Consider the following 25,745-nt stretch of genomic DNA (forward strand, 5'->3'; position numbering starts at 1 on the left):
AACCCCGACATGCGGTGGGGTTCCGTTGTGCCGGGACTATCCGATCTTGACGGTCTCCAGGACGCGTGTGGTCGCAGGCGCATCCTCGAGGCGGTGGAATCCGCGCCGATCGTAGATCCAGGTGACCACCACCCCGATCAGCAGGCCGACTCCCAGCCCCACGAGGGTCATCTTCGTGCCTTCGGCGAGGCCTGCGGAAAGGTTGCCGTCGAAATAGAGGATGGCGCGCACCGCGAGGTAGATCTGATGCATCGGCTCGAAGGTGGCGAGCCACTCGAAGAGCGGCGGCGACGCCTCGATCGGAATCGTGCCGCCGGAGGACGGCAGTCCCAGCACGATGAACAGCATCAGGTTCACGAGCAGTCCGGCCGGTCCGAACACGGACATCACCGCCAGCGAGGTGATGCCCACCGCGGCGATGGCAAGGGCGCCGTACTCCCAGAGCAACAGCGGGCGTGACACGGGCATCCCGAGCGCCGTACCGATCCCCAGATACAGCGCGGACACGACCAGTGCGAGGACGACCAGGATGCCCCACTTGAGGAACAGCACCTGAAGTCGCGACATCCTGGTGGTTTCCTTGGTGATGTACAGCGGTCCGTATTCGGTGGGCACGAACCCCAGTGCGGAATCGACGATGGAACTGATGATGGTCGCGCCGGTGAAGCCCGCGAGGATCAGAAGCAGCGTGTAATAGAACGCGGACAGTCCGGAACCGGTGTGAGCAGGCAGAGGTTTGTGCTCGACGGCCAGGACGTTGATGGGCTCCGCGAGTGTGAGCGCGCTACCGCCCGAGAGTTGGAGATCGGGCGCGGTCTCCGCAAGCGTCGTACTGACGGTCTTCGTGAGTTCTTCCCCGACCGACTTGTTGACGGTGGTCAGCGCCTCGTCACCGATTCTCCCGACGATGGCTGACGCGAACGTTCCGGTGCGGGGGTTGCTGTAGAGGGTGATGACGGGTTTCTCGATGTCGCCGGGGATGACGCTGGCTTGCGCGAGGATCGAGGTGCGCTTCGTGAAATCGCTCGGAATCACGATCGCGCCGTACAGTTCGCCGCTGTCGAGGCCACGGTGCGCTGCGGCTATCCCCATTTCCTGCAGAGCGATGCGCTCGGAATCGACGCCGTCGAGCACCGCTGCGGTGATCTCGGATCCGAGGTTGCGAGGGGCATCGGCGCCCGGCATGACGTCGCCGACATCCTGATTGACGATCGCCATCGGGAACTCGCGGAGATTCTCGGACGGCTCGAGCATGCTGCCCAGATAGAAGTAGCCCAACGTAGCCATCACCGCGGTGACCACCACGAGTGGTGCCAGCCAGAATCGGGCGCCCCGCAGGGTGTGTCGATGTGGATCGACCGAGATGTCGGAAAAGCTCACCCGTCGATTGTGCACACCTGTGTGCTGATTCGTGGAACCAAGTGGCCGAGTGCACACGCGACCCGTCGAGAAAGCTCCGGTCACACGCCGGGGCGACCCAGTCGGTGCCGCTACCGAACTCTGGCTCTTCACAATAGTGTGCCTCACACAGTATTGTGAGCCGCATGATCGATCCTGAGGTGTATGCCGGGCACGACCAGGAGGTGCGACGAGGGTCTGTCGTTGTCGCGAGCCTCCTGATGCTGCGCGTTCCCGGCTATGGCTACGGATTGCTCGAGGCTCTCGCAGCCGCCGGAATCGCCGTCGACGCCGGCACGCTGTATCCGTTGCTGCGACGGCTCGAAAAGCAAGGCCTGCTCGTCAGCGAGTGGAACACCGACGAGGCGAGACCACGCAAGTTCTACCGGACCTCCGAAGCCGGCGCGGAAGTTGCGGGGCGGCTCGTCGACGAATGGTCGGGTCTCGCTCGCACCCTGCAGGCCATCGCATCCACCTCGGAAGAAGGCGCATCATGACGCTCACCAACCGCTACATGGCCGCAGCTTTGTCCAGCCTTCCTGCCGACAAGCATCAGGACATCGGCCGTGAACTCCGTGGCTCGATCGCGGACGCCGTCGACGCCCGGATCGCGGCGGGAGAGTCACCCGTGGACGCGGAGGCCGCGGTACTTACCGACCTCGGCGATCCGGACCGACTCGCGGCAGGGCTCGCGGGACGGCCCATGTACCTGATCGGGCCCGAGTTCTTCCTCGACTGGTGGCGGCTGCTGAAGGCGCTGGTGTGGATTGCTCCTCTCGCCGGGGCGATCCTGCTCGTGGTCGACCTCATCGAGGGCAGCACGGGCGTCGAGGCGCTCGTCACGGGGTTGTCCGTCACCGTGGAAGTTGCCCTGCAGATCGTTTTCTGGGTCACTGTCGTCTTCGCCGTATTGGAGCGCAACGGCACCCGTCGCAAGGATCTCGCCGGCGAGTGGACCCTCGACCGGCTACCGCACTCCACCACGAACGGCCGCGTGTCCCTGGGGGATACCGTCTTCTCCGTCGGAATGCTCGTGTTCCTCATCGTGGTGTTCATCGCGCAGCGGACGTCCTCTACCTTCGAAGACTCCGAGGGCGCCCCGATCCCGTTCATCGCTCCGGACCTGTGGAACTTCTGGATGCCGGTGCTCCTCGTCGTGCTGGCGCTCGAGGCCGTGTTCGAGATCGTGAAGTACACGGTCCGGCGCCGGACGATGCTGCTGGCAGGCGTCGACACCGTTCTCAACCTGCTTGTCGCGATTCCGCTGGTCTGGCTGTTGTCGAACGAGAGGTTTTTCAACCCCGCGTTCTTCGACGCCGTTTTTCCGGGTGTCACCTTCGCGGACGGACCAGAACAGATGACGCTCTTCTCTCAGGGGATCCTTGTCCTAGTCGTGGTGGTGACCGCGTGGACCATCGGTGAGACGTGGTTCAAAGCGCTGCGCCCGCTGTCGCGCTCGTCGGCGGGAGTATCGCTGTAACGTCGTCACCGACCTGCGCGGCACAACCCCGAGGACCTCCGGGAGTCGAACCATGGCGTTCTACCGACAGCTCGGCGTCATCCCGCCCAAGCGTCACACCCAGCACCGGGACGACGACGGCAATCTCTACTACGAGGAGTTGATCGGCGAGGAGGGATTCTCCTCCGACTCGTCGCTTCTCTACCACCGGTACATTCCGTCCGCGATCGTCGAGGCCACGAAGTGGGAACTCGGTGACCAGAGCACGACGCCGAACCATCCGCTCGAACCGCGGCATCTCGAACTCCACAAGCTCTTCCCCGAGTCGACGTGGTCGGAAACCGACGTGGTCACCGGCCGACGCCTGATCCTCGGGAACCCGGACGTGCGGATCTCGTACGTCGTCTCGTCGAAGGAATCACCGCTCTACCGCACCGTGGTCGGCGACGAAATGGTGTATGTCGAGTCCGGAACCGCCGACGTCCACACAGTTTTCGGCACTCTCTCGGCGAAACCCGGCGACTATGTGCTGCTGCCGGCAGCCACCACGCATCGCTGGGTGCCGACCGGTGACGAACCGCTGCGCGCCTACATCATCGAGGCGAGCAGTCACATCGCTCCGCCGAAGCGTTACCTGTCGAAGTACGGACAGTTCCTCGAGCACGCCCCCTTCTGTGAGCGCGACCTGCACGGTCCCTCCGCACCGGTGCAGGTCGAGGGGGAGAACGTCGACGTACTCGTCAAGCACCGCACATCGCACGGGATCGTGGGCACGCGATATGTCGTGCCGCACCATCCCTTCGACGTGGCGGGGTGGGACGGGTGCCTGTACCCGTACACGTTCTCCATCCACGATTACGAGCCGATCACCGGTCGCGTCCATCAGCCACCACCTGCGCATCAGGCGTTCGAAGGCAACAACTTCGTGATCTGTAATTTCGTGCCCCGCAAGGTGGATTACCACCCGCTCGCGATTCCGGTGCCGTACTACCACTCCAACGTCGACTCGGACGAAGTGATGTTCTATTGCGGCGGAGACTACGAAGCCCGCAAGGGTTCGGGCATCGGGCAGGGGTCGGTTTCCGTCCACCCCGGCGGTCACGCGCACGGTCCGCAGCCCGGTGCGTACGAGCGCAGCATCGGTGTCGAGTACTTCGACGAACTGGCCGTCATGGTCGACACCTTCCGCCCGCTCGAACTCGGTGAAGGTGCACTCGCCTGCGAGGACCCGTCCTACGCGCGCAGTTGGAATCGCACTCCGGGAGCAGGGGAGTGACCCGTCCACGCCCCACCGTCGTCGCGATCCCGGAAGGCTCCCTCTTCGGGCCGGACAACCTGCCCTACGGCATCTTCTCCACCGCGGATACCGAACCGCGCGTCGGGGTGCGGGTGGGCGACTCGGTTGTCGACCTGAGCCGGTTGTTCGACGACATCGTCTTCGCCGAACCTTCGCTCAATGCGTTCATGGCGCAGGGCCGGGCGCGATGGGACGAGGTTCGTGCCGCGATCCAGGACGCGATCACCGGCGATCTCGATGACGACGCGGTCTACTCCGTCGCCGACGTGACGATGCACCTGCCGTTCGACGTAGCGGATTACGTCGACTTCTACGCATCCGAGAATCATGCCTCGAACCTGGGCCGGCTGTTCCGTCCGGAGAACTCCGATCCGCTCATGCCCAACTGGAAACACCTGCCGGTGGGGTATCACGGCAGGTCGAGCACCGTCGTGACCTCGGGTGTGGATATCGTGCGCCCGTGCGGTCAGCGCAAGGGACCGAACGACGAGGTTCCGGTCTTCGGCCCGTCGATCCGGCTCGACATCGAAGCAGAAGTGGGGTTCGTCGTGGGCGTCGGTTCGCCGATGGGCTCGCAGATCGCTCCCGACGAGTTCGCCGACCACTGCTTCGGCGCGGTGATCCTCAACGACTGGTCGGCCCGCGACATTCAGGCGTGGGAGTACGTGCCGCTCGGCCCGAATCTCGGAAAGTCGTTCGCGACGTCCATTTCTCCGTGGGTGGTGCCGCTTGCCGCCCTCGAGGCCGCCCGGATCGGCACGCCGGTGCAGGACCCGGAACCGCTGCCCTATCTGAAGGGCAACGAGAAGTGGGGTCTGGACATCGATCTCGCCGTCGAATGGAACGGCCACATCGTGTCGCGTCCCCCGTACGCGCAGATGTACTGGTCGCCGGCGCAGATGCTCGCCCACATATCGGTCAACGGAGCGGCCACGAGGACCGGCGATCTGTTCGGTTCCGGCACCGTCTCCGGGCCGGAGAAGGACCAGCGCGGCGCGTTCATCGAACTCACGTGGGGTGGTGCCGAACCCGTGCGGGTCGGCGACGAGACACGCACGTTCCTCGAAGACGGCGACGAGATCGCCATCTCGGCTACGGCCCCGGGCCCGAACGGCACCCGTATCGGATTCGGCGAGGTCCGCACGCGCATCCTGCCGGCCACAGGCACGGTGAACTGACCACTCGTCAGTCGGCGTGTCGGTCCGCGTCGGGCTCCTCGTCGACCGAGAGAAGCTCTCCGACAGTGCAATCGAGAGCGCGACATACCGCGGTGAGAGTGGAGAACCTGATCGCCCGGGCGCGGCCGTTCTTGAGCACCGACAGGTTGACGACGCTGACGCCGACCTGTTCGGCCAGGTGTGCCAGAGTCATGCCGCGGGCTTCGAGCAGGTCGTCGAGGTGGCACTGCACGGCGTGGTCGGTGTCGGGCGGCATCAGACGAGTCCCTCGTTGTCGCGGGCCACACGGCTGCCGATGCGAAGCACCACCGCGACTGCGGACAGAGCCATGCAGAAGACGTACGCGTACCAGAACTCCGGTCCCATTCCCTGCGCGTTGACACCGTCCTGCCACGCGAGATCGCGAATAGCGAGATTCGAGCCGAGAACGCGGGGAAACGTCGGCGCGATGATGGTGATGACGGCGGCGATCGACGCGGCGGTGACTCCGCGGATGACACCTCTGTCGAACAACCGCCCGCGCACGAATCGCACCATGACCCAGGTGAGAAGAGCCAGAACCGCCAGGTAGCCGACCGTTTCCAGTGCGTCGGCGCTGCGGAGGAAGCCGACGGTCACGGGCGACACGGACCCGGTCGGAATGTCGATGTTCGAAGTTCCTGCGACGGAGACGGGAGTGCCGTTGGGAGAGAACATGTTCGGCGGAGGCGTGTGCTCGAACGAGAACCGCGCCGTCACGGTCCGATTCTCCAGGTCGTCGAGGAGTCCGGCGACATAGTTGACCACGACCACCACGGCGACGGCCGCGAACACCGTGATCGACGCCCACAGGTCCCTTCGGTCCTTGTTCGACGTCTCGGTGGGAGTGATCGGTGCGGATTCGACCGTGTGCATGAAGCCTCCCGGCATAACGAAAGTCGATAATATCGATATTCGTTATACACATCGAAAAACGATATGTCTATCGGTCTCGGGCGTGCTACCGGATCTCGAGTGTGTCCCCGACCGCGATCAGGCCGCACTGGGTGACGGTCGCGTAGATCCCGATGTACGCACCGGGTTTATCGTCCGTGAGTCCTGGTGCGACCGGCCGCGCCATCACCGTGCGGAGCATGTCGCGCCGCGCGGGCACCTCCTGATGCGCGAGTGTCACCATCACGCACCGCGAGGTGAGCTTGCTCGGTTCGACCGTCGCGGAGCCGATCCCGACCTGCTTCCCGACCCAGCCGTCCTCGAGGAATCCCGCATCCTCGTCCGTCGCCACGACGATCTGCGGCCGGAAACGACGCAGCGCGATCTCGGATGCGTCCCCGGTGCCGAGCGCGTCGACCGCGGAAGTGGACACCAGATGGAGCGGCGCTTCGTCGTACGTGCGCGGGCGGGTCTCCAACCGGACGGGCCGCCCGGTCGTGTCCGACAACAGATCCGTCACAGCGGGGTCGTTGCCGTGGACCACCGTGCCGTCAGGCAGGGTGATCTCCAGTGCGGCAGGATCGCGCGGATCGACTTCGTCGAGCAGTCGCGCACGGCACGACAGCAAAGAACCCCACCGCCGGAACCGCTTTGCGCTTGCGACATCGCCGGTCTCCGGATCGACGACCGCCCACACATGGTCCCCGCGCAGTCCGTCCGACTCGACGGTGGCCGCGTCCATTCGCTCTCCACCGAACGACTTCACCGGATAACGCCAGAGCTGACCGATTCGCACAACATGCCAGCATACGGCGCGGCCGTGTGACCGGGGACGACAGCGCACCGGGGTGACAGGGGCCACACGATGACTAGGGTGTCGCCCATGACGGACAACACGACACGGCGGTGGGGCCTCACCATTCCGCTCGACGGCATTCCCTTCTCCGAGCAGCGACGGGTGATCGAGGAGTTGCCGGACCTCGGTTACACCGACGTCTGGTCGTCGGAGGCGGGGGCTGCGGACGCCTTCACTCCCCTCGCGCTGGCGAGCACCTGGGCCCCGGCCCTCCGCCTGGGCACCGCGATCGTGCCGGTGTACACCCGCGGGCCGGCCACGCTCGCGATGTCTGCGGCGACTCTCGCGGCCGCCGCGCCCGGCAGGTTCGTGCTGGGCGTAGGTACGTCCTCCGACGTGATCGTCGGGAAGTGGAACGGGATCCCGTTCGAGGAACCGTTCAAGCGCGCCCGCGACACCCTGCGGTTCCTGCGGTCCGCCCTCGCCGGCGAGAAGGTGAGCCACGAGTACGACACCTTCTCGGTGCAGGGCTTCCGTGCGGGTCTCGTCCCGGACCCCGCGCCGCCGGTTCTGCTCGCTGCGTTGCGTCCGGGCATGCTCAGGCTGGCGGGCAGAGAGGCGGACGGTGCGATCGTCAACTGGTTGTCCGCCGACGACGTGCGCACCGTTGCCCCGTATGTCGACGAAGGCGGCGCCGGTAAGGAGATCGTCGCGCGGATCTTCGTGCTCCCCGGCATGGACGCGGACACCTCCCGCGCGATCGGGCGCCGCATGATCGCCGCGTACATGAACGTTCCGGTCTACCGCGCCTTCCACGAATTCCTCGGACGGTCCGACGACTTCGCGGGGATGTGGCGACTGTGGGCCGAAGGCGACCGCAAGGGGGCGCTCGAGGCGATCCCGGACCGGGTCGTGGACGATCTCGTGGTGCACGGTCCTCCGGAAGCATGCCGTGAGCACGTGGAGCGCTACATGGACAACGGCGTGACGACGCCGGCGATCGCGCTTCTGCCGTCCGAGGATCCCGCGCCGATGATCCGCGCTCTCGCCCCGCGCTGAGTTCTCACCGCGGACAGTTCGAACCGCCGTGGGTTCGAATCGCGGGTGTTCGAATCGCGGGTGTTCGAATCGCCGATTCCGCCGGCCTCGCCGGAGGGCCGTCCGAGTGTCGCGGTGGTGCGGGCCGGGCCGGTCCGGCAGGCTGGGAGCATGACCGACACCAGTACCGCGCCCGTGCTCGTCGCCGTCGACGAGGCCAGTGGAATCGGCGTGCTCACCCTGAACAACGCCCGGCAGCGCAACACGTTGTCCGTGAACACGATGCGCGAGGTGATCGCGGGGCTGATCGCGCTGTCCGCGGATACGAAGGTGATCGTGATCCGTGCGGAGGGGCCGGCGTTCTCCGCGGGCCACAATCTCCGGGACATGATCGGGCGCACCCTCGAGGAAGAGCGCGCCATCTTCGAGACCTGCAACGAGATGATGAAGACCGTGCAGGGGATCCCTCAGCCGGTGATCGCGTCGGTGCAGGGGCCCGCGTTGGCGGCGGGCTGTCAACTCGTCGCCGCATGTGACCTCGCGGTGGCTGCGGACAGTGCGGAGTTCGGGACACCCGGTGTACGGATCGGGTTGTTCTGCTCGACGCCGATGGTCGCGGTCAGCCGGGCCGTCGGACGGAAACGCGCACTGCAGATGCTGCTGACGGGCGACATGATCGATGCCCGGACGGCAGCGGACTGGGGCCTGGTGAACTTCGTCGTGGAGCCGGAAGCGCTGGACACCGAGACGACGGCGCTCGCGGTGAAGATCGCGTCCGCCTCGCCGGTGACGGTGCGGATCGGCAAGGAGGCGTTCTACCGGCAGATCGAACTCCCTCAGGACGCCGCGTACGAGGCGATGGCGGAGACGATGGCGACCAACGCCGTCCTCGACGACGCGCAGGAGGGTATGTCCGCCTTCGTCGACAAGCGTGCGCCGGTGTGGACGGGACGGTGAGCGCGGCGCTTATCGAGCGTTAGGTCTCGACCAATTGTTGGACGTCCTATAACGTTGCCCGCATGAGTTCCGATCCCCGTGCGAACACCGTCGACGCTGTAGTGCACCGTTCCGCCGCCAGGTTCCCCGACCGTGTCGCGCTGCGGTTCGCCGATCGCAGCCTCACCTACCGGGAACTGGACGCCGCCGTGTCCCGGACCGCCGCGCGTCTGCTGTCCCTCGGCCTCACCGCCGGCGACCGCGTGGCCGGGTACGGCACCAATTCCGACGCGTATGTGCTGGGTTACCTCGGGGCGGCGCGCGCCGGTCTCGTGCACGTGCCGATCAATTACGCGCTGCGCGGCGAAGAGTTGTCCTATCTCCTCGCGCAGTCCGGGGCCAGGGCGGTGCTCGTCGATCCGGCACTGCGCGGCGAACTCGACCGCGTTCTGCCCGACGTTCCCGCCGAGCACGTGCTCGCACTGCGCGATGAAGACGCGTCGCTGCTGCACGAGGCGGCGAACGGTCCCGTGCCTGCACTCGACGCCGCGCCGTCCGCCGACGATCTGGTGCAACTGCTCTACACCTCGGGGACCACGTCGAAGCCCAAGGGCGCCATGATGACTCACGGTGCACTGGTGCACGAGTACACGTCGTCGATCGTCGCCCTCGACTTGCGCGCCGACGACAATCCGCTGATCTGCATGCCGCTGTACCACTCGGCAGCCATGCACGTGTTCCTGCTCCCGTACCTCGCGGTCGGCGCGACGATCACCCTGCTGCCGGCCCCGGACATCCCGGAGATCCTGCGCCTGGTCGAATCCGAGCGGATCGGATCGCTGTTCCTCGCCCCCACCGTGTGGGTCCCCCTGGCCAACCACCCCGATCTGGACACGCGCGATCTGTCGTCGCTGCGCAAAGCGCAGTACGGCGCATCGATCATGCCGGTCACGGTGCTGAACCGGTTGCGCGAGCGCTACCCCGACCTCGGTTTCTACAACTGCTTCGGCCAGTCCGAGATCGGCCCCCTGGCCTGCGTGCTCGGACCCGACGAACACGCCGACCGCCCCTCGTCGTGCGGGCGCGCGGTGCTGTTCGTCGAGACCCGCGTCGTCGACGCCGAAGGGAACGACGTTCCCGACGGCGAACCGGGTGAAGTGCTCTACCGGTCGCCGCAGTTGTGCCTCGGCTACTGGGAGAACCCGGACGCTACCGCGGAAGCCTTCCGCGACGGCTGGTTCCACTCTGGTGACCTCGTCACCCGCGATCCGGAGGGGTACATCACCGTCGTGGACCGGATCAAGGACGTGATCAACACCGGCGGCATTCTCGTCGCCTCCCGTGAGGTGGAGGACGCTCTCTACACGCACGGATCCGTTGCGGAGGTCGCCGTCATCGGGACCCCCGACGAGAAGTGGATCGAGGCGGTCACCGCAGTGGTCGTACTCAAGGACGGTCATACGGTCACCGAGCGCGAACTCGTCGACCACGTGCGGAACCGGCTCGCGGCGTTCAAGGTGCCCAAGATCGTCCGCTTCGTCGATACTCTCCCGCGCAACCAGAGCGGCAAGCTGCTCAAGCGGGAACTGCGCGCCGTCTGACCGGAGGCCGCGTCGGGCACGCCGACCGACACTGTGACATCCGGCCGTTCCGGCCGGACATCAACGAAGGGGACACATGAGGAACAAGCACGTGCCGTCGTGGCACGACGACGAGGTGCGGGCACTGTCGGAATTGGCGGGTGACTTCTTCGAACGTGAGGTCATGGGGCACGCGGAGAAGTGGGACGAGCAGCGTTGCATCGACCGCCACGTGTGGCTCGAGGCAGGCAAGCTGGGGCTGCTGCTGTGCTCGGTTCCGGAAGAGTACGGCGGTGGCGGCGGCACGTTCGCGCACGACCTCGCCGTGTTCGAAGCGCAGGGATACTCCGGCGACCTCGCGCTCGGCATCTCCGTGCACAGCGGCATCGTCGCGCACTACATCCTGGAGTACGGCTCGGAGGAGCAGAAGCGGACCTGGTTGCCCGGGATGGCAACCGGCGAGATCCTCGGTGCGATCGGCATGACCGAGCCGGGAGCCGGTTCGGATCTCAAGGCGATCAAGACCAGCGCGATCCGCGACGGCGACGAGTACGTCGTCAACGGGTCGAAGACGTTCATCACCAACGGGTCGTCGGCCGACGTCATCGTCCTCGCCGTCAAGACCGACCCGAAGGCCGGTGCCAAGGGCGTGTCGCTGCTCATCGTCGATCTGCGCGACTGTGAGGGCTTCGCGGTCGGGCGCGTGCTCGACAAGGTGGGGCAGCATGCCGCCGACACGTCGGAGCTGTCGTTCACGGACGTGCGGGTACCGGTGACGAACCTGCTCGGCGAAGAAGGGCAGGGCTTCGCGCAGCTCATGGCGCAGCTCGTGCAGGAACGTCTCATCATCGGCGCGCAGGCGGCCGGTGCCATGCAGCGTGCGGTCGACGAGACCGTTCGGTACACCAAGGCGCGACAAGCGTTCGGGCACAGCCTCTTCGAGTTCCAGAACACTGCGTTCGAGCTCGCCGAGTGCCAGACCATCGCCCGTACCAGCCGCATCTTCCTCGACCACTGCATCGAGCAGCACCTGCGCGGTCGGCTCGACCCCGCCGATGCGGCGATGGTCAAGTACTGGCTCACCGACAAGCAGTGCGAGGTCGTCGACCGGTGTGTCCAGCTACACGGCGGCTACGGTTACATGCGGGAGTACCTCATCGCCCGGATGTACGAAGACGCCCGGGTCCAGCGCATCTATGCAGGTGCGAACGAAGTCATGAAGGTGCTCATCGCACGGTCGCTGTAGCGGCGTGACCACGCGGATGCTTCGACGGGCGAGTTACCTCACCACGGCCTTCTCGTGGTGAGGTACGCAGCCATCTCCTGACTCTGGCGACGGTGCGCCCGGCGATGTTCGGCGCGCGCCTCACCGGATGCGTTGAGCTGTCGCTCCTCGTCGGATTCCGGAATCACGGGCGGCACCGCGGTGGGGCGTCCGTCGTCGTCGATCGCCACGAACGTCAGGAAGGCAGTCGCCGCGATGCGGCGGTCTCCGCTGCGCAGATTCTCGGCCGTCACCTTCACGAACACTTCCATCGAGCTGTGACCGGTCCAGGTGACGAACGACTCGAGGCACACAGAGTCGGTCTGGTGCACGGGTGCGAGGAACGCCACAGAGTCGGTCGAGGCCGTGACCACGGATGCGCGGCTGTGGCGGGTCGCCGAGATCGACGCGGTCATGTCGATATCGCTCATCAATTTCCCCCCGAAGAGGGTGTTGTGATCGTTGACGTCGTTGGGAAAGACCCTATTGGTCTTGACGACTCGTGATTCGCTGCAAGGCTTTGCTTCCACGGGGATCCTTTCGAGCGCGGGACCTGCAGGATCTCTGCCGATCGCACCCATCCAGAGTACGACTGTCGCGGGTGTGCACGCTTACGGCCGCCGCTCGGATGCGAGGTGGACGTGGTGGTCGATGATCTTCGTCAGCATGGCGACGAGTTGCTCGCGTTCGTGGCCGTCGAGCGGCGCGAAGGCTTCGTCCTGCACGGCGGTGAGCACGCGTTCGAGTTCTGCCAGACGGTCGCGGCCTTTCCGCGTGAGACTGACGATGTTGCGCCGGCGATCCTTGGGGTCGGAGGCGCGCCGGACGTACATGCGATCTGCCAGTGCGTCGATGCACGCAACGACGTCGCTCCGGTCGAGACCACATCGGCGTCCGAGTTCGACCTGGCTGGACGGGCCGAATTCGTCGAGGGCGGAGAGCATCCGGTAGTGGTGGCCGCGTGCGCCGGCCGCATCGAGACGGTCGAACACCACGCGGTGCACCCGCATGGCGGACTGTGTCAGCAGAAAGCTCGGGAGGTGGTCGAGCCGGGTCGGCACGGGATAGTTGTCGGGGTCGGACATTCGTACACCTCCCTGAGGTCGGCAGTCTGGCGGCGGGGGTCGTGCCGATCGGTGACGGCGGTGATGGTGACGGCGCTGACGATCAGTGACGGCGGTGATCGGTGACGGCGGTACGCGGGCCTCGCCGCGGAACGCTCGAATATCCTCCCGATTCGACGAGCAGCCGCACGGCTCGATACCGGTGCGGGCGAAGGGGTTCGAGGTACTCCACCATGCCCGCGTCGTCGAGCGGCGAACCGAGCAGTGCCCAGCCGACGACCGTGGCGAGGTGATAGTCGCCGACAGACAGGGCGTCGGCGTCGCCGAGGGCCCGCTGTGCGACCTCGGCGGCCGTCCAGACCCCGACGCCCGGCACCGAACGCAGTGCGCGCCGCGCTCGTGCGGGATCGTCGTCGACGAGACGTTCGAGCGAGTCGGCCAGCTGGGCGCACCGCACGATGGTCTTGGCCCTCCCGGGGTCGACGTTCGCGCGATGGAACTCCCACGAGGGGATCCGTCGCCACGACTCCGCACTCGGCGGCACCCGCATGCCCTGCGGTGCGGGACCGGGTGCGGGCTCCCCGAAGCGGGTGACCAGCTGACGCCAGGAGGCGAACGCCGCGATGCCGTGCACGCGCTGCTCGAGGATGGCGGGGACGAGTGCTTCGAGTACGCGGCCAGTGCGGGTGATGCGCAGACCGGGCATGCGACGGTGCGCCTCGGCGAGCGCGGGGTGAACGGGAGCGAATCCGGAGGGGTCGTCGTGGGCGCCGAGGAGAGCGGGAAGGCGATCGAGTAGTTCCCCGGAGCCGGGGCCCCACGCGAGGCAGCGGACGGAATCCGACCCGGCCTGCGTGACCCGGTAGGTCACAGGACCCGACTCCATGCGCGACACACGCCAGACGGCACTTCCGTCACGGCGGTGGCAGGGGTCGCGGGGTCCGCGCTGCAGCGGGCGCAGGGTTTGTGCGACATCGACGGGCCCGGGCACCCTCACGAGAGTGTCAACAGGTGCGGCATCGTTGACGGACGCGGTCACCGACCTACCGTACCTCTGTAGCGGTCGGACTCTCTGTGACGGCCGCGACGGTTTCCCGGTGTCGGACGGAAAGGCTATGGTCGGCGACATGATCATCGTGAGCACCGACGGATCCTGCCTGCGTAACCCAGGTGGTGCCATCGGATGGGCGTGGGTCAATCACGAGGGACCGAGTGCATCGGGGGGTGAACGCTCCGGTACCAACCAGATCGCCGAACTCCGTGCCGTGCTCGAGGCACTGCGCGCGCATCCCGGTACCGAGCCCATGATCATCGAATCCGACTCGCAGTACGCCATCAAATGTGCGTCCGAGTGGCTGCCCGGGTGGAAACGCAAGGGCTGGAAGACGTCCACGGGATCGCCGGTGAAAAACATCGAACTCGTGCGGGCCATCGACCGCGAACTCGTCGACCGCGCCGGACCGGTGCGGTTCCGCTGGGTACGCGGCCATGTCGGCAACCACTTCAACGAGGTTGCCGACACGCTCGCCGGCGAGGCCGCCCGGGAGGTCGCGGCCCGGCCCGGGCCCATCGAGGTACCCGACCCACTGCCGCGCGCGGTGGCGCGAGCAGAGTCGGCGAGGGCCGGAGACGTCGAACTCACGCTCTTCTGACGAGGTTGTGGCCCGGCACCCACTCGGGCCGCTCGGGTACGGTCGCGACATGAGCGAGGTTGACCAGATCGCGCGGTTCCGGCGGGAACACGGCCTCGACGAACTCGTCGACGTGCACACCCACTTCATGCCCACCAGCGTCATGGACAAGGTGTGGGCATATTTCGACTCGGCCGGACCGTTGGTGGGCCGGCACTGGCCGATTTCGTACCGGACCAGCGAAGAAGAGCGGGTCGCGCAACTGCGGGCGTTCGGGGTGCGGTGCTTCACCTCGATGGTGTACCCGCACAAGCCCGGCATGGCGGCGTGGCTCAACTCGTGGGCAGCCGATTTCGCGGCCCGCACACCCGGCTGCCTCCATACCTCGACCTTCTATCCCGAACCCGGGGCGGGAGCGTATGTCACCTCCGCGCTCGAGGCGGGTACGAAGGTGTTCAAGTCGCACCTGCAGGTCGGCGATTACACACCCCTCGATCCGCTGCTGACCGAGGTGTGGGGACTGCTCGAGGACGCCGAGGTGCCGATCGTGGTGCACTGCGGATCGGGACCGGCGCCCGGCACCCACACCGGACCGGAGCCGATGGCGGAACTGTTGCGGCGGCATCCGAAACTCACGGTGATCGTGGCGCACATGGGGCTACCCGAATACGTCGACTTCCTCGATCTCGCCGAGAGGTACGAGCGGGTCCACCTGGACACCACGATGGCGTTCACCGACTTCGTCGAGGAGGACACGCCGTTTCCTCGGGAGGCCCTGCCGAGGCTCGATGTCCTGCGGTCGAAAATCCTTCTCGGAAGCGACTTTCCCAATATTCCCTACACCTACCTCCATCAACTGGAGGCACTCGCACGTGTCGCACCGGATTCGGACTGGCTTCGGGCGGTATGCCACGACAACGCGGCCGCGCTGTTCGGAATCGATCAACGCGGCCGCTCGCCGAGCGCAGGGTGACCGTGGCCGGCCGCCCCGTTCCTAGACGGTCACATCGCGTCTCCGGATCTTTCCGGTCGCATTTCGGGGCAGTGCGTCGCCGGTGATCCGCCAGTGTGCGGGCACCTTGTAGTACGAAAGCCGTTCCGCGCAGAAGTCGCGCAGGTCCTGTTCGCTGACTTCGGAGCCCGGATGGAGCACGACCACTGCCGCCACCTCCTGCCCCAGATCCTCGTGATCGACGCCGACTACTGCGCATTCCTGGACTGCGGGATGCTCGTCGAGCACTTGCTCGATCTCGGTGGGGTACACGTTCTCCCCGCCGCGAAGGATCAGATCCGAGCGTCGGCCGGTCAGCCTCAGCCGTCCCTGCTCGAGTACACCGAAGTCTCCGGTGCGCAGCCAGCCACCCTCTGTGATCGCGGCGGCGGTGGCCGCCTCGTCCTCCCAGTACCCGAGCATGACGAACGGGCTGCGAACGCAGACTTCGCCTTCGACGCCCTCGGGCACCACGTCCCCGAGAGGATCGCGGATTTCCATCGCGACAGTGAGGATCGGTCGTCCGAGCGTGCCGGGGAACGCCTCGAGCTCACCCGCGGTGGCTACGGCGACCGCGGTGCTGCACTCGGTGAGGCCGTAGCTGTCCACAAGAGCCTGCTCCGCAAACGGAAACTTCTCGCGCAGCCGCTTCTTGAACGCGGGCGACGAGGGCGCGGACGCCAGCGCGAATGCAGACAACGACGACAGGTCGTAACGGTCGGTGTCCTTGTGCTCCAGCATGCGTGCCGCCATGGTCGGCACCGCACCCCAGTTGGTGACTTTCTCGCGCTCGATCAACCCGAAGACCTGATCGACGTCGAAGCGACCCTCGGTCATCACGACGGCACTGCCCGTGGCCAGCCGGGGCACCGCGAGGTTGTGGAGGCTCGCGATGTGGAACAACGGCGAGGTCAGGAGATACCGGTTGTCGCTGGGCACGGAGTCGTCGTAGGTCCGGCCGTACATGTGCGCGACCATCGCGTCCGAGTAGCGGTGGTAGTCCACCACGGCCAGCAGGTTGCGCTGAGAATGCAGAGCTCCCTTGGGGCGTCCGCTCGTCCCGCTCGTGAACAGGATGACCGCGGGGTCGTCCTCGTCGACATCGGACGTGGGAAGCTCCGCTCCGGTCCGCTCGGCGACAAGACGTGGCAGGTCGTCTTCGACGGTGAGGACCGTGAACCCCGACAGGCCCGTCTGGGCGAGCACGTCGGCACGCTTGGCGTCCGTCACGACGACCTTCGGCCGCACGAGTTCGACACCGTAGGCGAGTTCGGATGGCGTCCACCACGAGTTGAGTCCGACGGCGACGGCACCCAGGCACTGCGACGCCCAGAAGGCGACGATCCACTCGGGGGAATTGGCGCCGAGGAGCGCGACCCGGTCGCCCTTGCCGACTCCGTACTCGTCGCGCATCGCGGTAGCCACCGCCGCCACAGCGTCGGCATGTTCGGCAAACGACATCCGTCGATCGAGCGTGATCAGGTAGTCCCGGTCACCCCACGCCTTCGACGCGGCGACGAGATCGCCGACCTTCCGGTCCCGATTGCGGATCACCGGCATCCGGTTTCCGCGCACGTCCTCCTCGACGACCTCGAATCGTCCACCGGGCCCGGTGAGTTTCGAAGCGACTTGAATCAGCATCTGTTGGAGATCTGCTGGTGCTGTCATGGACGAGCCTTTCCGGTTGCCGACGACTACTCGTGTCACGTGACGCACAAGATGCCACGTCGGCCACCCCGCGTGTGTGAGCGGTACCACTGAGCGGATGAACCTGTGGTGACGGTCACTTTCAGGTCTCACTCACCGGGAGTGCCCGAGGTCGTGCACGATGCGCTGGCTACCTTCGCGTCACCCGACACGCCGATGTGATGCTTCGGCCCTCGCCGTCCACAGTATTCGAGCGGGGCTCGGTCGAGACCAAGGAGACCTCGAAGTGAAACGCAGTTCTACTACGAAGCTGGTGGCGGCCTTGGCGGCCGCCATGGTGGTGACGTCCGCCTGTGCCTCCGACCGGGAAGGCGACGCAGTTGTGTCCGCCGGATCGCCCACTGTCGCCGGCCAGTCGGCCGCGGCGTCGGAGGCGACCTTCGGAACTCTCGAATCGCCCTGTGGTGCAGGTGATGCCAGCGGGGCCACCGATCAGGGTGTGAGCGACACCGAAATCCGTATCGGTTACGGAGACGATCGTGGGTTCGCGAAGAGCCCCGGCCTGAACAAGGAGATGGGCGACGCTGTCGCCGCCATGATCGACTGGTGCAACGAGCAGGGCGGTATCAACGGCCGCCGGATCGTGGGCACCCACTTCGACGCTGCCATGACGCAGGCCAACGCTGTCATGCAGAACGCGTGCGCCTCCGAGTTCATGCTGGTGGGCCACGGGTTCGCGATGGATCAGACCTCGGAACAGACCCGGGTCGCGTGCAACCTCGCGGCCGTCCCGGCATTCACCGTCTCGCCCGACGCGGCGAACGGGCCGATGACCTATCAGGGTGTTCCGTTCCCCGTCGACTACGCGAACGGGTCGCAGTGGTTCCAGATCGCCGAGATGTATCCCGAACTCGTCGGTGAATTCGACGTCGTCGACAGCACGATGCCCACGATCATCACCGCGAACACCAAAGCCCGCTCGATCGCCGCAGCGGCTGGATTCACCCTGAAGAACTGCGGTGTCACCCTCAACTACGACGGCGAATCGAGCTACGTCCCGTTCGCCGAGAAGATCAAGCAGTGCGGTGCCAAGGGCTTGTGGACCTCACGTTCACCGGTGCCTGCCGAGTTCAACTTCGTCAAGGCGCTCGACCAGGTCGGCATCGATCCGATCCTCCTCGGCGAGGCCACCTGGTACGCCAATGCCGTTCCCACCTGGAACGGTGAGACCGGACTGCTCGACAACATGCATGCCGGCATGACGTTCCAGATGCTCGAGCACGCGGACGCCGTCCCTGCGGTGAAGAAGTACACCGAACTCGTGTCCGAGGCGGGGGGCAAGACCGCGCTCCTCGGTATGCAGGCCACCTCGTCCTTCCTGCTGTGGGCGACCGCCGCGAAGGAATGCGGATCCGACCTGACCCGCCAGTGCATGATCGACGGTCTCTCGCAGATCCACGACTGGGACGGCGGTGGATTGCACGCCGTCACCGATCCGGGCAACAACATGCCTGCCAAGTGCGGTCTCGTGGTGGCACTGAAGGGTGCCGACTACTCACAGGCGTTCCCCGCGGAAGCCGCCGAGTTCAAGTGCGACGACCGGTATCTCGTCGCCACCGACGCGAAGACGTGGGGCACCGAGCTGGGCCCGGACCGTATCGCCACGAAATACCTGAACCCGAACGTCATCAGGCCGACCGCCTGATCCGTTCGACCGGTGCCGGCGGCGTGATTCGCGACCGCCGGCACCCTCGAGCAGAGGTACTTGCATGGATACCTTCCTGACCTTCACGATCGTGGGGTTGGTGCTCGGATCGGTGTACGCCATCGCCGCATCGGGCCTCGTTCTCACCTACAACACCTCGGGCATCTTCAACTTCGCGCACGGTGCGCAGGCCATGCTGGGGGCGTTCGCATACTGGCAGTTCCGCTACGGCTGGGGATTGCCCACACCGGTGGCGCTGCTTCTCGTGCTCGGCATCCTCGGACCGTTGATGGGGCTGGCGCTCTACGTCGTCATCATGCGCGGCATGCGCAATACCGCAGAGGTCACCAAGATCGTCGTCACGGTCTCGATCCTGCTGGGCATGCTGTCGGTGTCACACTGGTTCTGGCATCCCGAGCAGGCCCGGACGATGACGATGTTCTTCGGCGACCAAGCCAAGATCGACATCTTCGGGGTGGGAATCCGATACCACGAACTGATCTGCATCGCGGTCGCTGTCCTCATCGCGATCGGGTTGCGGGTCATGTTCACCCGCACCCGCTCCGGTGTCGCCATGCGTGGCGTGGTCGACGATCCGGATTTGTTGCGGCTCAACGGACACGACCCGGACCGGCTCGCCGCACTGTCGTGGATGCTGGGCTCGACGCTCGCCGTGCTCGCCGGCATCCTCGTGACACCGATCAACGGCGGCACCCTCGAAGCGAACATGCTGACGCTGCTGGTGATCGATGCGTTCGCCGCCGCGATGTTCGGCCGGTTGCGGAGCATTCCGCGGACTTTCGCCGGTGCTCTGTTCCTCGGCCTGACCGCGACGTACGTGCTCGCGTACTTCCCGACGGCATGGACGTGGACGTCGAACCTGCGGGTGTCCCTGCCGATGATCGCCCTGTTCGTCGTGCTCATCGTGCTGCCGCAGGACCGTCTGCGTGGAGCGGTCACCCGAACCCGGGAGCGCTACCACGTGCCGTCGGTGCGCAAGGCCGTCGCGTGGGCGGTGGCTCTGGTAGTGATCGTCTATGCCATCCGGCTTTTGATGGTCACCTCGGCAATCACCACTCTGACGATCGGCATGACCTTCGCGATCATCGCGCTGTCGCTGACCCTGCTGACCGGCTATGCGGGCGAGATGAACCTGGCGCCGGTATCTTTCGGCGCGATCGCGACCATCGTCGCGTTCCACTTCGGGATTTCCGGCAGCGGGCTCGCCGCCCATCTGAACCTGTGGGGCATCGCCCTCGGCGTCGCGGCGACGGCGGTGGTCGGCGGCCTCATCGCGCTGCCGGCCCTGCGGCTGCGGGGACTCTACCTGGCGTTGGCCACCATGGCGTTCGGGGTGTTCCTGTCCAACATGGTGCTGCGCGACACCACTGTGCACGAGATGTTCGGTATCAAGTTCTCCATCTTCACCGACGGGAACATCGCTATTCCGCCGCTGAAGGTGGGACCGCTCGACCTGCGCGACGACACCACCTTCCTGATGACGGTCACGGTGATCTTCGCTGTGCTGGGCGTCGGCGTCATCGCCCTGCGCAACAGCGGTTACGGACGTCGACTCGCCGCGATGAAGGACAGTCCCGCCGCGTCGGCGATGCTCGGTCAGAGCCTCGTGCGGCTCAAGCTCGGCGTCTTCACACTCTCGGCCGGCATCGCAGGGCTCGGTGGGCTCTTCATGGCGAGCGCGATGGGATCGGTGTCCAACGAGAGCTTCTCGATCATGGTGAGTCTGTCGTTGCTGATGCTCACCGTGGTCGCAGGTATCGGCTACGTGTCGGGCGCATTGTTCGGCGGTTTGATGTCCGGCGTCGGATTCGCGGTCATCATGACCTCGTTCTCGAATCTCGCGTCCGCACAGCCGGACCTCGCGGGCATGTGGACGTTCCTCGGGCACGTCGCGGCGGTGAGCCCGGCACTGATCGGTATCGGCGTCGCGGCCAACCCCAGTGGCAGTGTCCACCAGGTCGTCGAGGGCTACCGTCACCTCGCGAACGCGAAGCCTGTTCTGGCGGGTGGCGCAGCGGTGGTGCTGGTGTCGTACCTGCTCGCGCTCGTCGGAGTACTCGACAACTGGTGGTTCGCGTCGATCACGATTGCGACGGTGTTCATGCTGCCGGTGATGGGGCAGTGGCTGATGCCGGAGGCGGTGCTCGGTGAAGAAGAGGCCGCGCGACGTCGCCCGCTGATCCCGGAACGTATCGGGCTCGACGAGCCGTACAGCGCCGAGGCACGTGACGAGATCGATCGTGAACTCGGAATCTCGGAGTACCTGTCGACCCCGCCTGCCCGGGCGGACAAGGAGCTGGTCACCAATGGCTGACACGCCGATTCTCGAAACACGCGGTATCACTGTCCGATTCGGAGGCCATGTCGCCGTCAAGGACGTGAGTATCGAAGTCGGGCGCGGCACCGTGACCGGTCTGATCGGACCGAACGGTGCCGGCAAGACCACGCTGTTCAACACCATCACCGGGCTGCAGAAGCCGACGGCAGGCCGAGTGTTCGTCGACGGCCGGGACGTGACCACCCTGCCGCCGTACAAGCGGGCGCGAATGGGCCTCGCGCGCACCTTCCAGCGTCTCGAACTGTTCGTGTCGCTGTCGGTGCGGGACAACCTGCGGGTGGCAGGCGACATCCACAATGCGAACTCGCGCGGGCGGATCGACGTGGAAGCGGAAGCCGATCGGTTGCTCGGGCTGACGGGTCTGCGCGACATCGCGGATCAGGATGTGTCCGACATCCCCACCGGGCGGGCACGCGTCGTCGAGGTGGCGCGAGCACTGATGACCGATCCGCAGATCCTGTTGCTCGACGAACCGGCGTCCGGTCAGACGGAGCAGGAAACCGAGGAGTTCGCCGCGTTGCTCACCGGTCTGGCCGAGGACGGGCTCGCGATCTGCCTGGTGGAACACGACATTCCGCTGGTGATGAAGATCTGCTCCACGATCCATGTGCTCGATTACGGCGCAGTGCTGGCAAGTGGGGTTCCCGACGAGATCAAGAACGATCCCGCGGTGATCAACGCCTACATCGGAACCGAGAAGGAGGCGATATGAGTCCCGAACCCTTGCTCGAACTGGCCGGTGTACGTGCGGGATACGGTTCCATCGAAGTGCTGCACGGTGTGGACCTCGCCCTCGCACCGGGAGCGGTCGTCGCGCTGCTCGGACCCAACGGTGGCGGCAAGACGACGACGCTGAAGGTGTGCTCCGGCATCCACCCGGTGTCGTCCGGCGAGCTCCGGCTCGGTGGACATGTCGTGAACGGGGCATCGGCAGCCGAGTTGGCGCGCCTGGGGGTCTGCTCGATTCCCGAGGGGCGCGGGGTCTTCCCCAACCTGACGGTGCGAGAGAACCTGTGGATCGCCACCGGCACGGGTGTCACACTCGCCGAACTCGAGGACGTGGCGTACGCACGGTTCCCCATTCTCGGTGAACGCCGGACTCAGCTGGCGGGATCGATGTCGGGTGGAGAACAGCAGATGCTCGCGTTGTCGCGGGCGCTCGGGACGAATCCCACCGTGTTGCTGCTCGACGAACTCTCCATGGGCCTGGCGCCCCGGATTGTCTCGCAGATCTACGACATCGTGGGAGAGCTTGCGGCGGAAGGGGTCTCGATTCTCGTTGCGGAACAGTTCGCTCGGGCTGTCCTGCCCATCGCCACCAGCGCCGCGCTGATGCTGCAGGGACGCGTGGTGCGCGCGGGTGATCCGGCGGAGATCGAAGAAGAACTGTCTACCAGCTACCTAGGAGGATGACGATGACCACTGCGGTCGACGAACGACGTGAGCAATTCAAGCAGGATGTGGCTGCGCTGGGGCTGGGCACCACGGGCAGCGGATCCGGCGGGAGGGGCCGGATTGCCGGCATGGTGCTGATGATCATCGGGGTGGCAGCCGTATTCGTCGTCTACATCGCCTCGCTGACCCTGTCGGACCTGCGAGACATCGCCTCGTATCAGCTGCTGAGCATGGGATTCATCGCGGTGACGCTGGTCGGCGCTGCCGTCTACGTGGCGTCGGTGGTCGCAAAGGTTCTGAGGTTGTGGCTGGTGCGTCAGCTCCTGGAGGGCAACGCGCAGACCGAGCGTATCGTCGAGGCCCTCTCGCGCGACAAGATCTGACACGGTGAGCCGGGCACACCCGGCGCCCGAAACGGCAGGCCCGGCCTCGGTTCGTCGAGGCCGGGCCTGCCGTCGGTTCGAGCCGAGGGTGTCAGGAACCCGCTGCCTCGAGGCCGGTGGTGATGTCGGCGAGGATGTCGTCGATGTTCTCGATGCCGACGGCCAGGCGGACCAGGCCGGGGGTGACGCCCGCCGCAAGCTGCTCTTCGGCGGTGAGCTGCGAGTGGGTGGTGGACGCCGGATGGATCACCAGCGAACGGACGTCGCCGATGTTGGCGACGTGGCTGTGCAAGGTCAGCGCGTTGACGAACTTCTTACCGGCGTCGATACCGCCCGCGAGTTCGAACACCACGATGGCGCCGGGCCCCTTCGGCGTGAGCTGCTCGGCCCGACCGTGCCAGGGCGAGGACTCCAGGCCCGCATATGCCACCGAGGTGACCTCGGGCCGGGCCTCGAGGAACTCGGCGACCTTCTGCGCGTTGGCGACGTGGCGTTCCATCCGCAGGCTCAGGGTCTCGATTCCCTGCGAGATGAGGAACGCGTTGAACGGCGATACCGCCGAGCCGAGGTCGCGCAGCAACTGCACGCGTGCCTTGAGGGCGTACGCGGGAGCGCCGAGATCGGCGAAGACCACACCGTGGTAGCTGGGGTCGGGCGTGGTGAAGCCGGGATGGCGGCCCTGCGTCCAGTCGAAGGTGCCACCGTCGACGATCACGCCGGCGATTGCCGTGCCGTGGCCGCCGAGGTACTTGGTTGCCGAGTGCACCACGATGTCGGCACCGTGCTCGAGGGGACGCAACAGGTACGGGGTGGCGACCGTGTTGTCCACGATCAGCGGCAGGCCGTTGTCGTGCGCAACGCCGGAGATGCCGGAGATATCGAGGATGTGGTTCTTCGGGTTGGCGATGGTTTCGCCGTAGAACGCCCGCGTGGTGGGCCGCACGGCGTCGCGCCACTGGTCGAGATCGTCCGGGTCCTCGACGAACGAGACCTCGATCCCGAGCTTGGGCAACGTGTAGTGGAAGAGGTTGTACGTGCCGCCGTACAGGTACGGGCTCGAGACGATGTGGTCACCGGAGCCGGCGAGGTTGAGGATCGCGAACGTCTCGGCAGCTTGCCCGGAGGACAGGAGCAGCGCGGCGACGCCACCTTCCAGCGAGGCGATGCGCTGCTCGACCGCGTCCTGGGTCGGGTTCATGATGCGCGTGTAGATGTTGCCCGGCTCGGCGAGACCGAAGAGCGCTGCGGCGTGATCGGTGTTGTCGAACGTGTAGCTGGTGGTCTGGTAGATCGGCAGCGCACGGGCTTTGGTGTCTCCCCCGGCGGGCTGGCCGACGTGGATCTGTTTGGTCTCGAAGCTCCACGACGCGGTGGGATCGACTGCTTCGGGGGTGTTGTCGCTCATGGGTCTGCTGCTCCGGATTCGGTGAGTGGAACGGGTCGTCGAGACGCTGACCTTGCGGCTCCGCGCGCGATGCCGCCGAAAGCGGTCCGCGGGGGCCGGGGTGGGTGCGGGCGGTCAGCCGGCCGGGCACCCGCACATACACAGGAGACAGGCATGACGGTGCGGTCGCTGTGCCAACCGCTCGTACGTCTTGCTCACGGCTTCGACAATAACGGCTGGCGACGATTCCGACCAGGCCCGTAGGAAACCGGGGCCAGGTCAGGGGGTGTGGCCGGTGAACGTTACCTACAGCCTGTGTGTTGCCCTTTCGGAGCCGTGTGTGATCCTGCTAACGTGCTGGAACAGATTCTAGTTTCGTGGGGCGCGCAGGGTCGTGGCCAGTGCTTTTGGAGGTAAATTTGACCGCCGTCGACTTCTCGATCGGGCATGCACCCACTCCGGTGAAGCGCGAATTACCACCGTCGATGATCGATCGGATGACGCTCATCCTCGAGAGTTTCGACAGCAGGGGAGCGCTCACGCTCGAGGAGGTCACCTGCCGTTCGGGGCTTCCCCGCTCGACGGTGCACCGCATCCTCGACCAGCTGGTCGGCCGCGGGTGGATCGACCACGCGTCGTTCGGATACTGCCTGGGGGCACGCGCGCTCGGACTCGGCGGTAGCGACACGGGGCATCGGCGTATCCGGGAGGCGGCAGCGCCGCATCTCCACGAACTCGCGCTGCAGACGGGCGCGGTCGTGCATCTGACCGTCCTCGACGGCAACGAGGTTCTCTACCTCGACAAGGTCGGGGGACAATTCGCGTCGAGTGTGCCGTCGCGTGTCGGCGGCCGTTTTCCCGCCTATGCCACCGCATCCGGCAAAGCGATACTCGCCTGGCTCGAGCCCGAGCGCGTCGACGCTCTCTACGGCAAGCGTCTGCCGCCGTGCACCGACCGCACCATCGGCGACAACGCGACGCTCCATCAGGAACTGAACCGCATCCGCAAGCGTCGGGGTGTCGCTTTCGAACGCGAGGAAGCCGCGCCCGGCATCGGATGCGTCGGCGTGGCGCTGCGGGGCGTCGACGGCCCTGTCGCGGCGCTCTCCCTGGCCGCAGACGCGCGTTCGACCCGCCTCGAATGGGTGGCGCCGATCGTCGCCGACGCGGCCCGCAAGATCACCCGCACGCTCTTTCCGGATCACGATCGGGAAGAGACCGTCCCCGGCACGGCATTGCCGGCGTCCGGCTCACTCGACCGGGTGGTCGCCAAGGCTGCCGGAAGCCGGTAGAGCAGAGAACTCCGGGCGGAGGGCCGAGTTCGCAGC

At 66.2% G+C, this 25,745-nt stretch carries 25 protein-coding genes; 16 read left to right on the plus strand and 9 right to left on the minus strand.

Annotated elements, in window-relative coordinates:
- Positions 1-36: 36 nt before the first annotated feature.
- Positions 37-1,380, minus strand: coding sequence for a YhgE/Pip domain-containing protein (locus ACFWU2_RS02500; protein WP_378599759.1), 1,344 nt, complete (start codon positions 1,378-1,380; stop codon positions 37-39).
- Between the two features lie 164 nt (positions 1,381-1,544).
- Between ACFWU2_RS02500 and ACFWU2_RS02505 the strand changes: the two genes are divergently transcribed.
- The 4 genes from ACFWU2_RS02505 to fahA are packed head-to-tail and all read left to right on the plus strand — an operon-like array spanning position 1,545 to position 5,332.
- Positions 1,545-1,895 carry a PadR family transcriptional regulator gene (locus ACFWU2_RS02505; RefSeq protein WP_378599763.1) on the plus strand — a complete coding sequence of 117 codons (351 nt, stop codon included), beginning with the start codon at positions 1,545-1,547 and terminating at the stop codon, positions 1,893-1,895.
- A complete protein-coding gene (locus ACFWU2_RS02510) occupies positions 1,892-2,878 on the plus strand; it encodes a permease prefix domain 1-containing protein (RefSeq protein WP_378599768.1) in 987 nt (328 codons plus the stop codon). The genes ACFWU2_RS02505 and ACFWU2_RS02510 overlap by 4 nt, the downstream gene beginning before the upstream one ends.
- Before the next feature lie 52 nt (positions 2,879-2,930).
- Positions 2,931-4,133, plus strand: coding sequence for a homogentisate 1,2-dioxygenase (locus ACFWU2_RS02515; RefSeq protein ID WP_378599773.1), 1,203 nt, complete (start codon positions 2,931-2,933; stop codon positions 4,131-4,133).
- Complete coding sequence (gene fahA, locus ACFWU2_RS02520; RefSeq protein ID WP_378599778.1) at positions 4,130-5,332, plus strand: fumarylacetoacetase; 1,203 nt, start codon at positions 4,130-4,132, stop codon at positions 5,330-5,332. Before ACFWU2_RS02515 ends, fahA begins: the two co-directional genes overlap by 4 nt.
- Positions 5,333-5,339: 7 nt before the next feature.
- Here the strand turns inward: fahA and ACFWU2_RS02525 are convergent, their stop codons facing one another.
- From ACFWU2_RS02525 to ACFWU2_RS02535, 3 genes are all read right to left on the minus strand, one after another.
- Positions 5,340-5,588 carry a helix-turn-helix domain-containing protein gene (locus ACFWU2_RS02525; protein WP_378599783.1) on the minus strand — a complete coding sequence of 83 codons (249 nt, stop codon included), beginning with the start codon at positions 5,586-5,588 and terminating at the stop codon, positions 5,340-5,342.
- Positions 5,588-6,226, minus strand: a complete 639-nt coding sequence (locus ACFWU2_RS02530; protein WP_378599786.1) for a hypothetical protein — start codon at positions 6,224-6,226, stop codon at positions 5,588-5,590. Before ACFWU2_RS02530 ends, ACFWU2_RS02525 begins: the two co-directional genes overlap by 1 nt.
- Positions 6,227-6,311: 85 nt before the next feature.
- Positions 6,312-7,088, minus strand: coding sequence for an MOSC domain-containing protein (locus ACFWU2_RS02535; protein ID WP_378600254.1), 777 nt, complete (start codon positions 7,086-7,088; stop codon positions 6,312-6,314).
- 39 nt (positions 7,089-7,127) lie between these two features.
- Between ACFWU2_RS02535 and ACFWU2_RS02540 the strand changes: the two genes are divergently transcribed.
- From ACFWU2_RS02540 to ACFWU2_RS02555, 4 genes are all read left to right on the plus strand, one after another.
- A complete protein-coding gene (locus ACFWU2_RS02540; RefSeq protein ID WP_378599789.1) occupies positions 7,128-8,099 on the plus strand; it encodes an LLM class F420-dependent oxidoreductase in 972 nt (323 codons plus the stop codon).
- A gap of 150 nt (positions 8,100-8,249) precedes the next feature.
- The gene (locus tag ACFWU2_RS02545) at positions 8,250-9,035 is read left to right on the plus strand and encodes an enoyl-CoA hydratase (RefSeq protein WP_378599793.1); all 786 of its coding nucleotides are present in this window, start codon (positions 8,250-8,252) and stop codon (positions 9,033-9,035) included.
- A gap of 62 nt (positions 9,036-9,097) precedes the next feature.
- Positions 9,098-10,615: an acyl-CoA synthetase gene (locus ACFWU2_RS02550; protein ID WP_378599797.1), complete on the plus strand. Its 1,518-nt coding sequence runs from the start codon at positions 9,098-9,100 to the stop codon at positions 10,613-10,615.
- A 76-nt stretch (positions 10,616-10,691) separates the two neighbouring features.
- Complete coding sequence (locus ACFWU2_RS02555; RefSeq protein ID WP_378599801.1) at positions 10,692-11,840, plus strand: acyl-CoA dehydrogenase family protein; 1,149 nt, start codon at positions 10,692-10,694, stop codon at positions 11,838-11,840.
- 38 nt (positions 11,841-11,878) lie between these two features.
- Here ACFWU2_RS02555 and ACFWU2_RS02560 read toward each other — a convergent pair whose 3' ends face one another.
- The 3 genes from ACFWU2_RS02560 to ACFWU2_RS02570 form a co-directional block, all read right to left on the minus strand.
- Positions 11,879-12,439, minus strand: a complete 561-nt coding sequence (locus ACFWU2_RS02560) for an acyl-CoA thioesterase (RefSeq protein WP_378599806.1) — start codon at positions 12,437-12,439, stop codon at positions 11,879-11,881.
- Between the two features lie 30 nt (positions 12,440-12,469).
- A complete protein-coding gene (locus ACFWU2_RS02565) occupies positions 12,470-12,943 on the minus strand; it encodes a MarR family winged helix-turn-helix transcriptional regulator (RefSeq protein WP_378599810.1) in 474 nt (157 codons plus the stop codon).
- An 82-nt stretch (positions 12,944-13,025) separates the two neighbouring features.
- Positions 13,026-13,961, minus strand: coding sequence for a DNA-3-methyladenine glycosylase family protein (locus tag ACFWU2_RS02570; RefSeq protein ID WP_378599815.1), 936 nt, complete (start codon positions 13,959-13,961; stop codon positions 13,026-13,028).
- Positions 13,962-14,049: 88 nt separating this feature from the next.
- On the opposite strand from ACFWU2_RS02570, the gene ACFWU2_RS02575 reads away from it, so the two are divergent.
- Positions 14,050-14,574, plus strand: a complete 525-nt coding sequence (locus tag ACFWU2_RS02575) for a ribonuclease H (RefSeq protein ID WP_378599820.1) — start codon at positions 14,050-14,052, stop codon at positions 14,572-14,574.
- A gap of 49 nt (positions 14,575-14,623) precedes the next feature.
- The gene (locus ACFWU2_RS02580) at positions 14,624-15,526 is read left to right on the plus strand and encodes an amidohydrolase family protein (RefSeq protein WP_378599825.1); all 903 of its coding nucleotides are present in this window, start codon (positions 14,624-14,626) and stop codon (positions 15,524-15,526) included.
- Between the two features lie 21 nt (positions 15,527-15,547).
- On the opposite strand, the gene ACFWU2_RS02585 is transcribed toward ACFWU2_RS02580, so the two are convergent.
- A complete protein-coding gene (locus tag ACFWU2_RS02585) occupies positions 15,548-17,212 on the minus strand; it encodes a class I adenylate-forming enzyme family protein (RefSeq protein ID WP_378599830.1) in 1,665 nt (554 codons plus the stop codon).
- A gap of 265 nt (positions 17,213-17,477) precedes the next feature.
- Between ACFWU2_RS02585 and ACFWU2_RS02590 the strand changes: the two genes are divergently transcribed.
- The 5 genes from ACFWU2_RS02590 (at position 17,478) to ACFWU2_RS02610 (ending at position 23,033) form a co-directional block, all read left to right on the plus strand.
- Positions 17,478-18,896, plus strand: a complete 1,419-nt coding sequence (locus ACFWU2_RS02590; RefSeq protein ID WP_378599834.1) for an ABC transporter substrate-binding protein — start codon at positions 17,478-17,480, stop codon at positions 18,894-18,896.
- Positions 18,897-18,960: 64 nt separating this feature from the next.
- Positions 18,961-21,231 (plus strand): ABC transporter permease, encoded by a 2,271-nt coding sequence (locus ACFWU2_RS02595; protein ID WP_378599838.1) that lies wholly within the window; start codon positions 18,961-18,963, stop codon positions 21,229-21,231.
- A complete protein-coding gene (locus tag ACFWU2_RS02600) occupies positions 21,224-21,967 on the plus strand; it encodes an ABC transporter ATP-binding protein (protein ID WP_378599843.1) in 744 nt (247 codons plus the stop codon). Before ACFWU2_RS02595 ends, ACFWU2_RS02600 begins: the two co-directional genes overlap by 8 nt.
- Positions 21,964-22,668 (plus strand): ABC transporter ATP-binding protein, encoded by a 705-nt coding sequence (locus tag ACFWU2_RS02605; RefSeq protein WP_378599847.1) that lies wholly within the window; start codon positions 21,964-21,966, stop codon positions 22,666-22,668. The genes ACFWU2_RS02600 and ACFWU2_RS02605 overlap by 4 nt, the downstream gene beginning before the upstream one ends.
- Positions 22,665-23,033, plus strand: a complete 369-nt coding sequence (locus tag ACFWU2_RS02610) for a hypothetical protein (RefSeq protein WP_378599852.1) — start codon at positions 22,665-22,667, stop codon at positions 23,031-23,033. The genes ACFWU2_RS02605 and ACFWU2_RS02610 overlap by 4 nt, the downstream gene beginning before the upstream one ends.
- 91 nt (positions 23,034-23,124) lie before the next feature.
- Here the strand turns inward: ACFWU2_RS02610 and ACFWU2_RS02615 are convergent, their stop codons facing one another.
- The gene (locus ACFWU2_RS02615) at positions 23,125-24,438 is read right to left on the minus strand and encodes a bifunctional o-acetylhomoserine/o-acetylserine sulfhydrylase (protein WP_378599856.1); all 1,314 of its coding nucleotides are present in this window, start codon (positions 24,436-24,438) and stop codon (positions 23,125-23,127) included.
- A 464-nt stretch (positions 24,439-24,902) separates the two neighbouring features.
- On the opposite strand from ACFWU2_RS02615, the gene ACFWU2_RS02620 reads away from it, so the two are divergent.
- Entirely contained in the window at positions 24,903-25,709 is an 807-nt protein-coding gene (locus ACFWU2_RS02620; RefSeq protein WP_378600257.1) for an IclR family transcriptional regulator, read from the plus strand.
- Positions 25,710-25,745 lie beyond the last annotated feature (36 nt).

The sequence above is a fragment of the Rhodococcus sp. NPDC058639 genome (assembly GCF_042717545.1).
In the GTDB taxonomy this organism is placed as follows: Bacteria; Actinomycetota; Actinomycetes; order Mycobacteriales; family Mycobacteriaceae; genus Rhodococcus.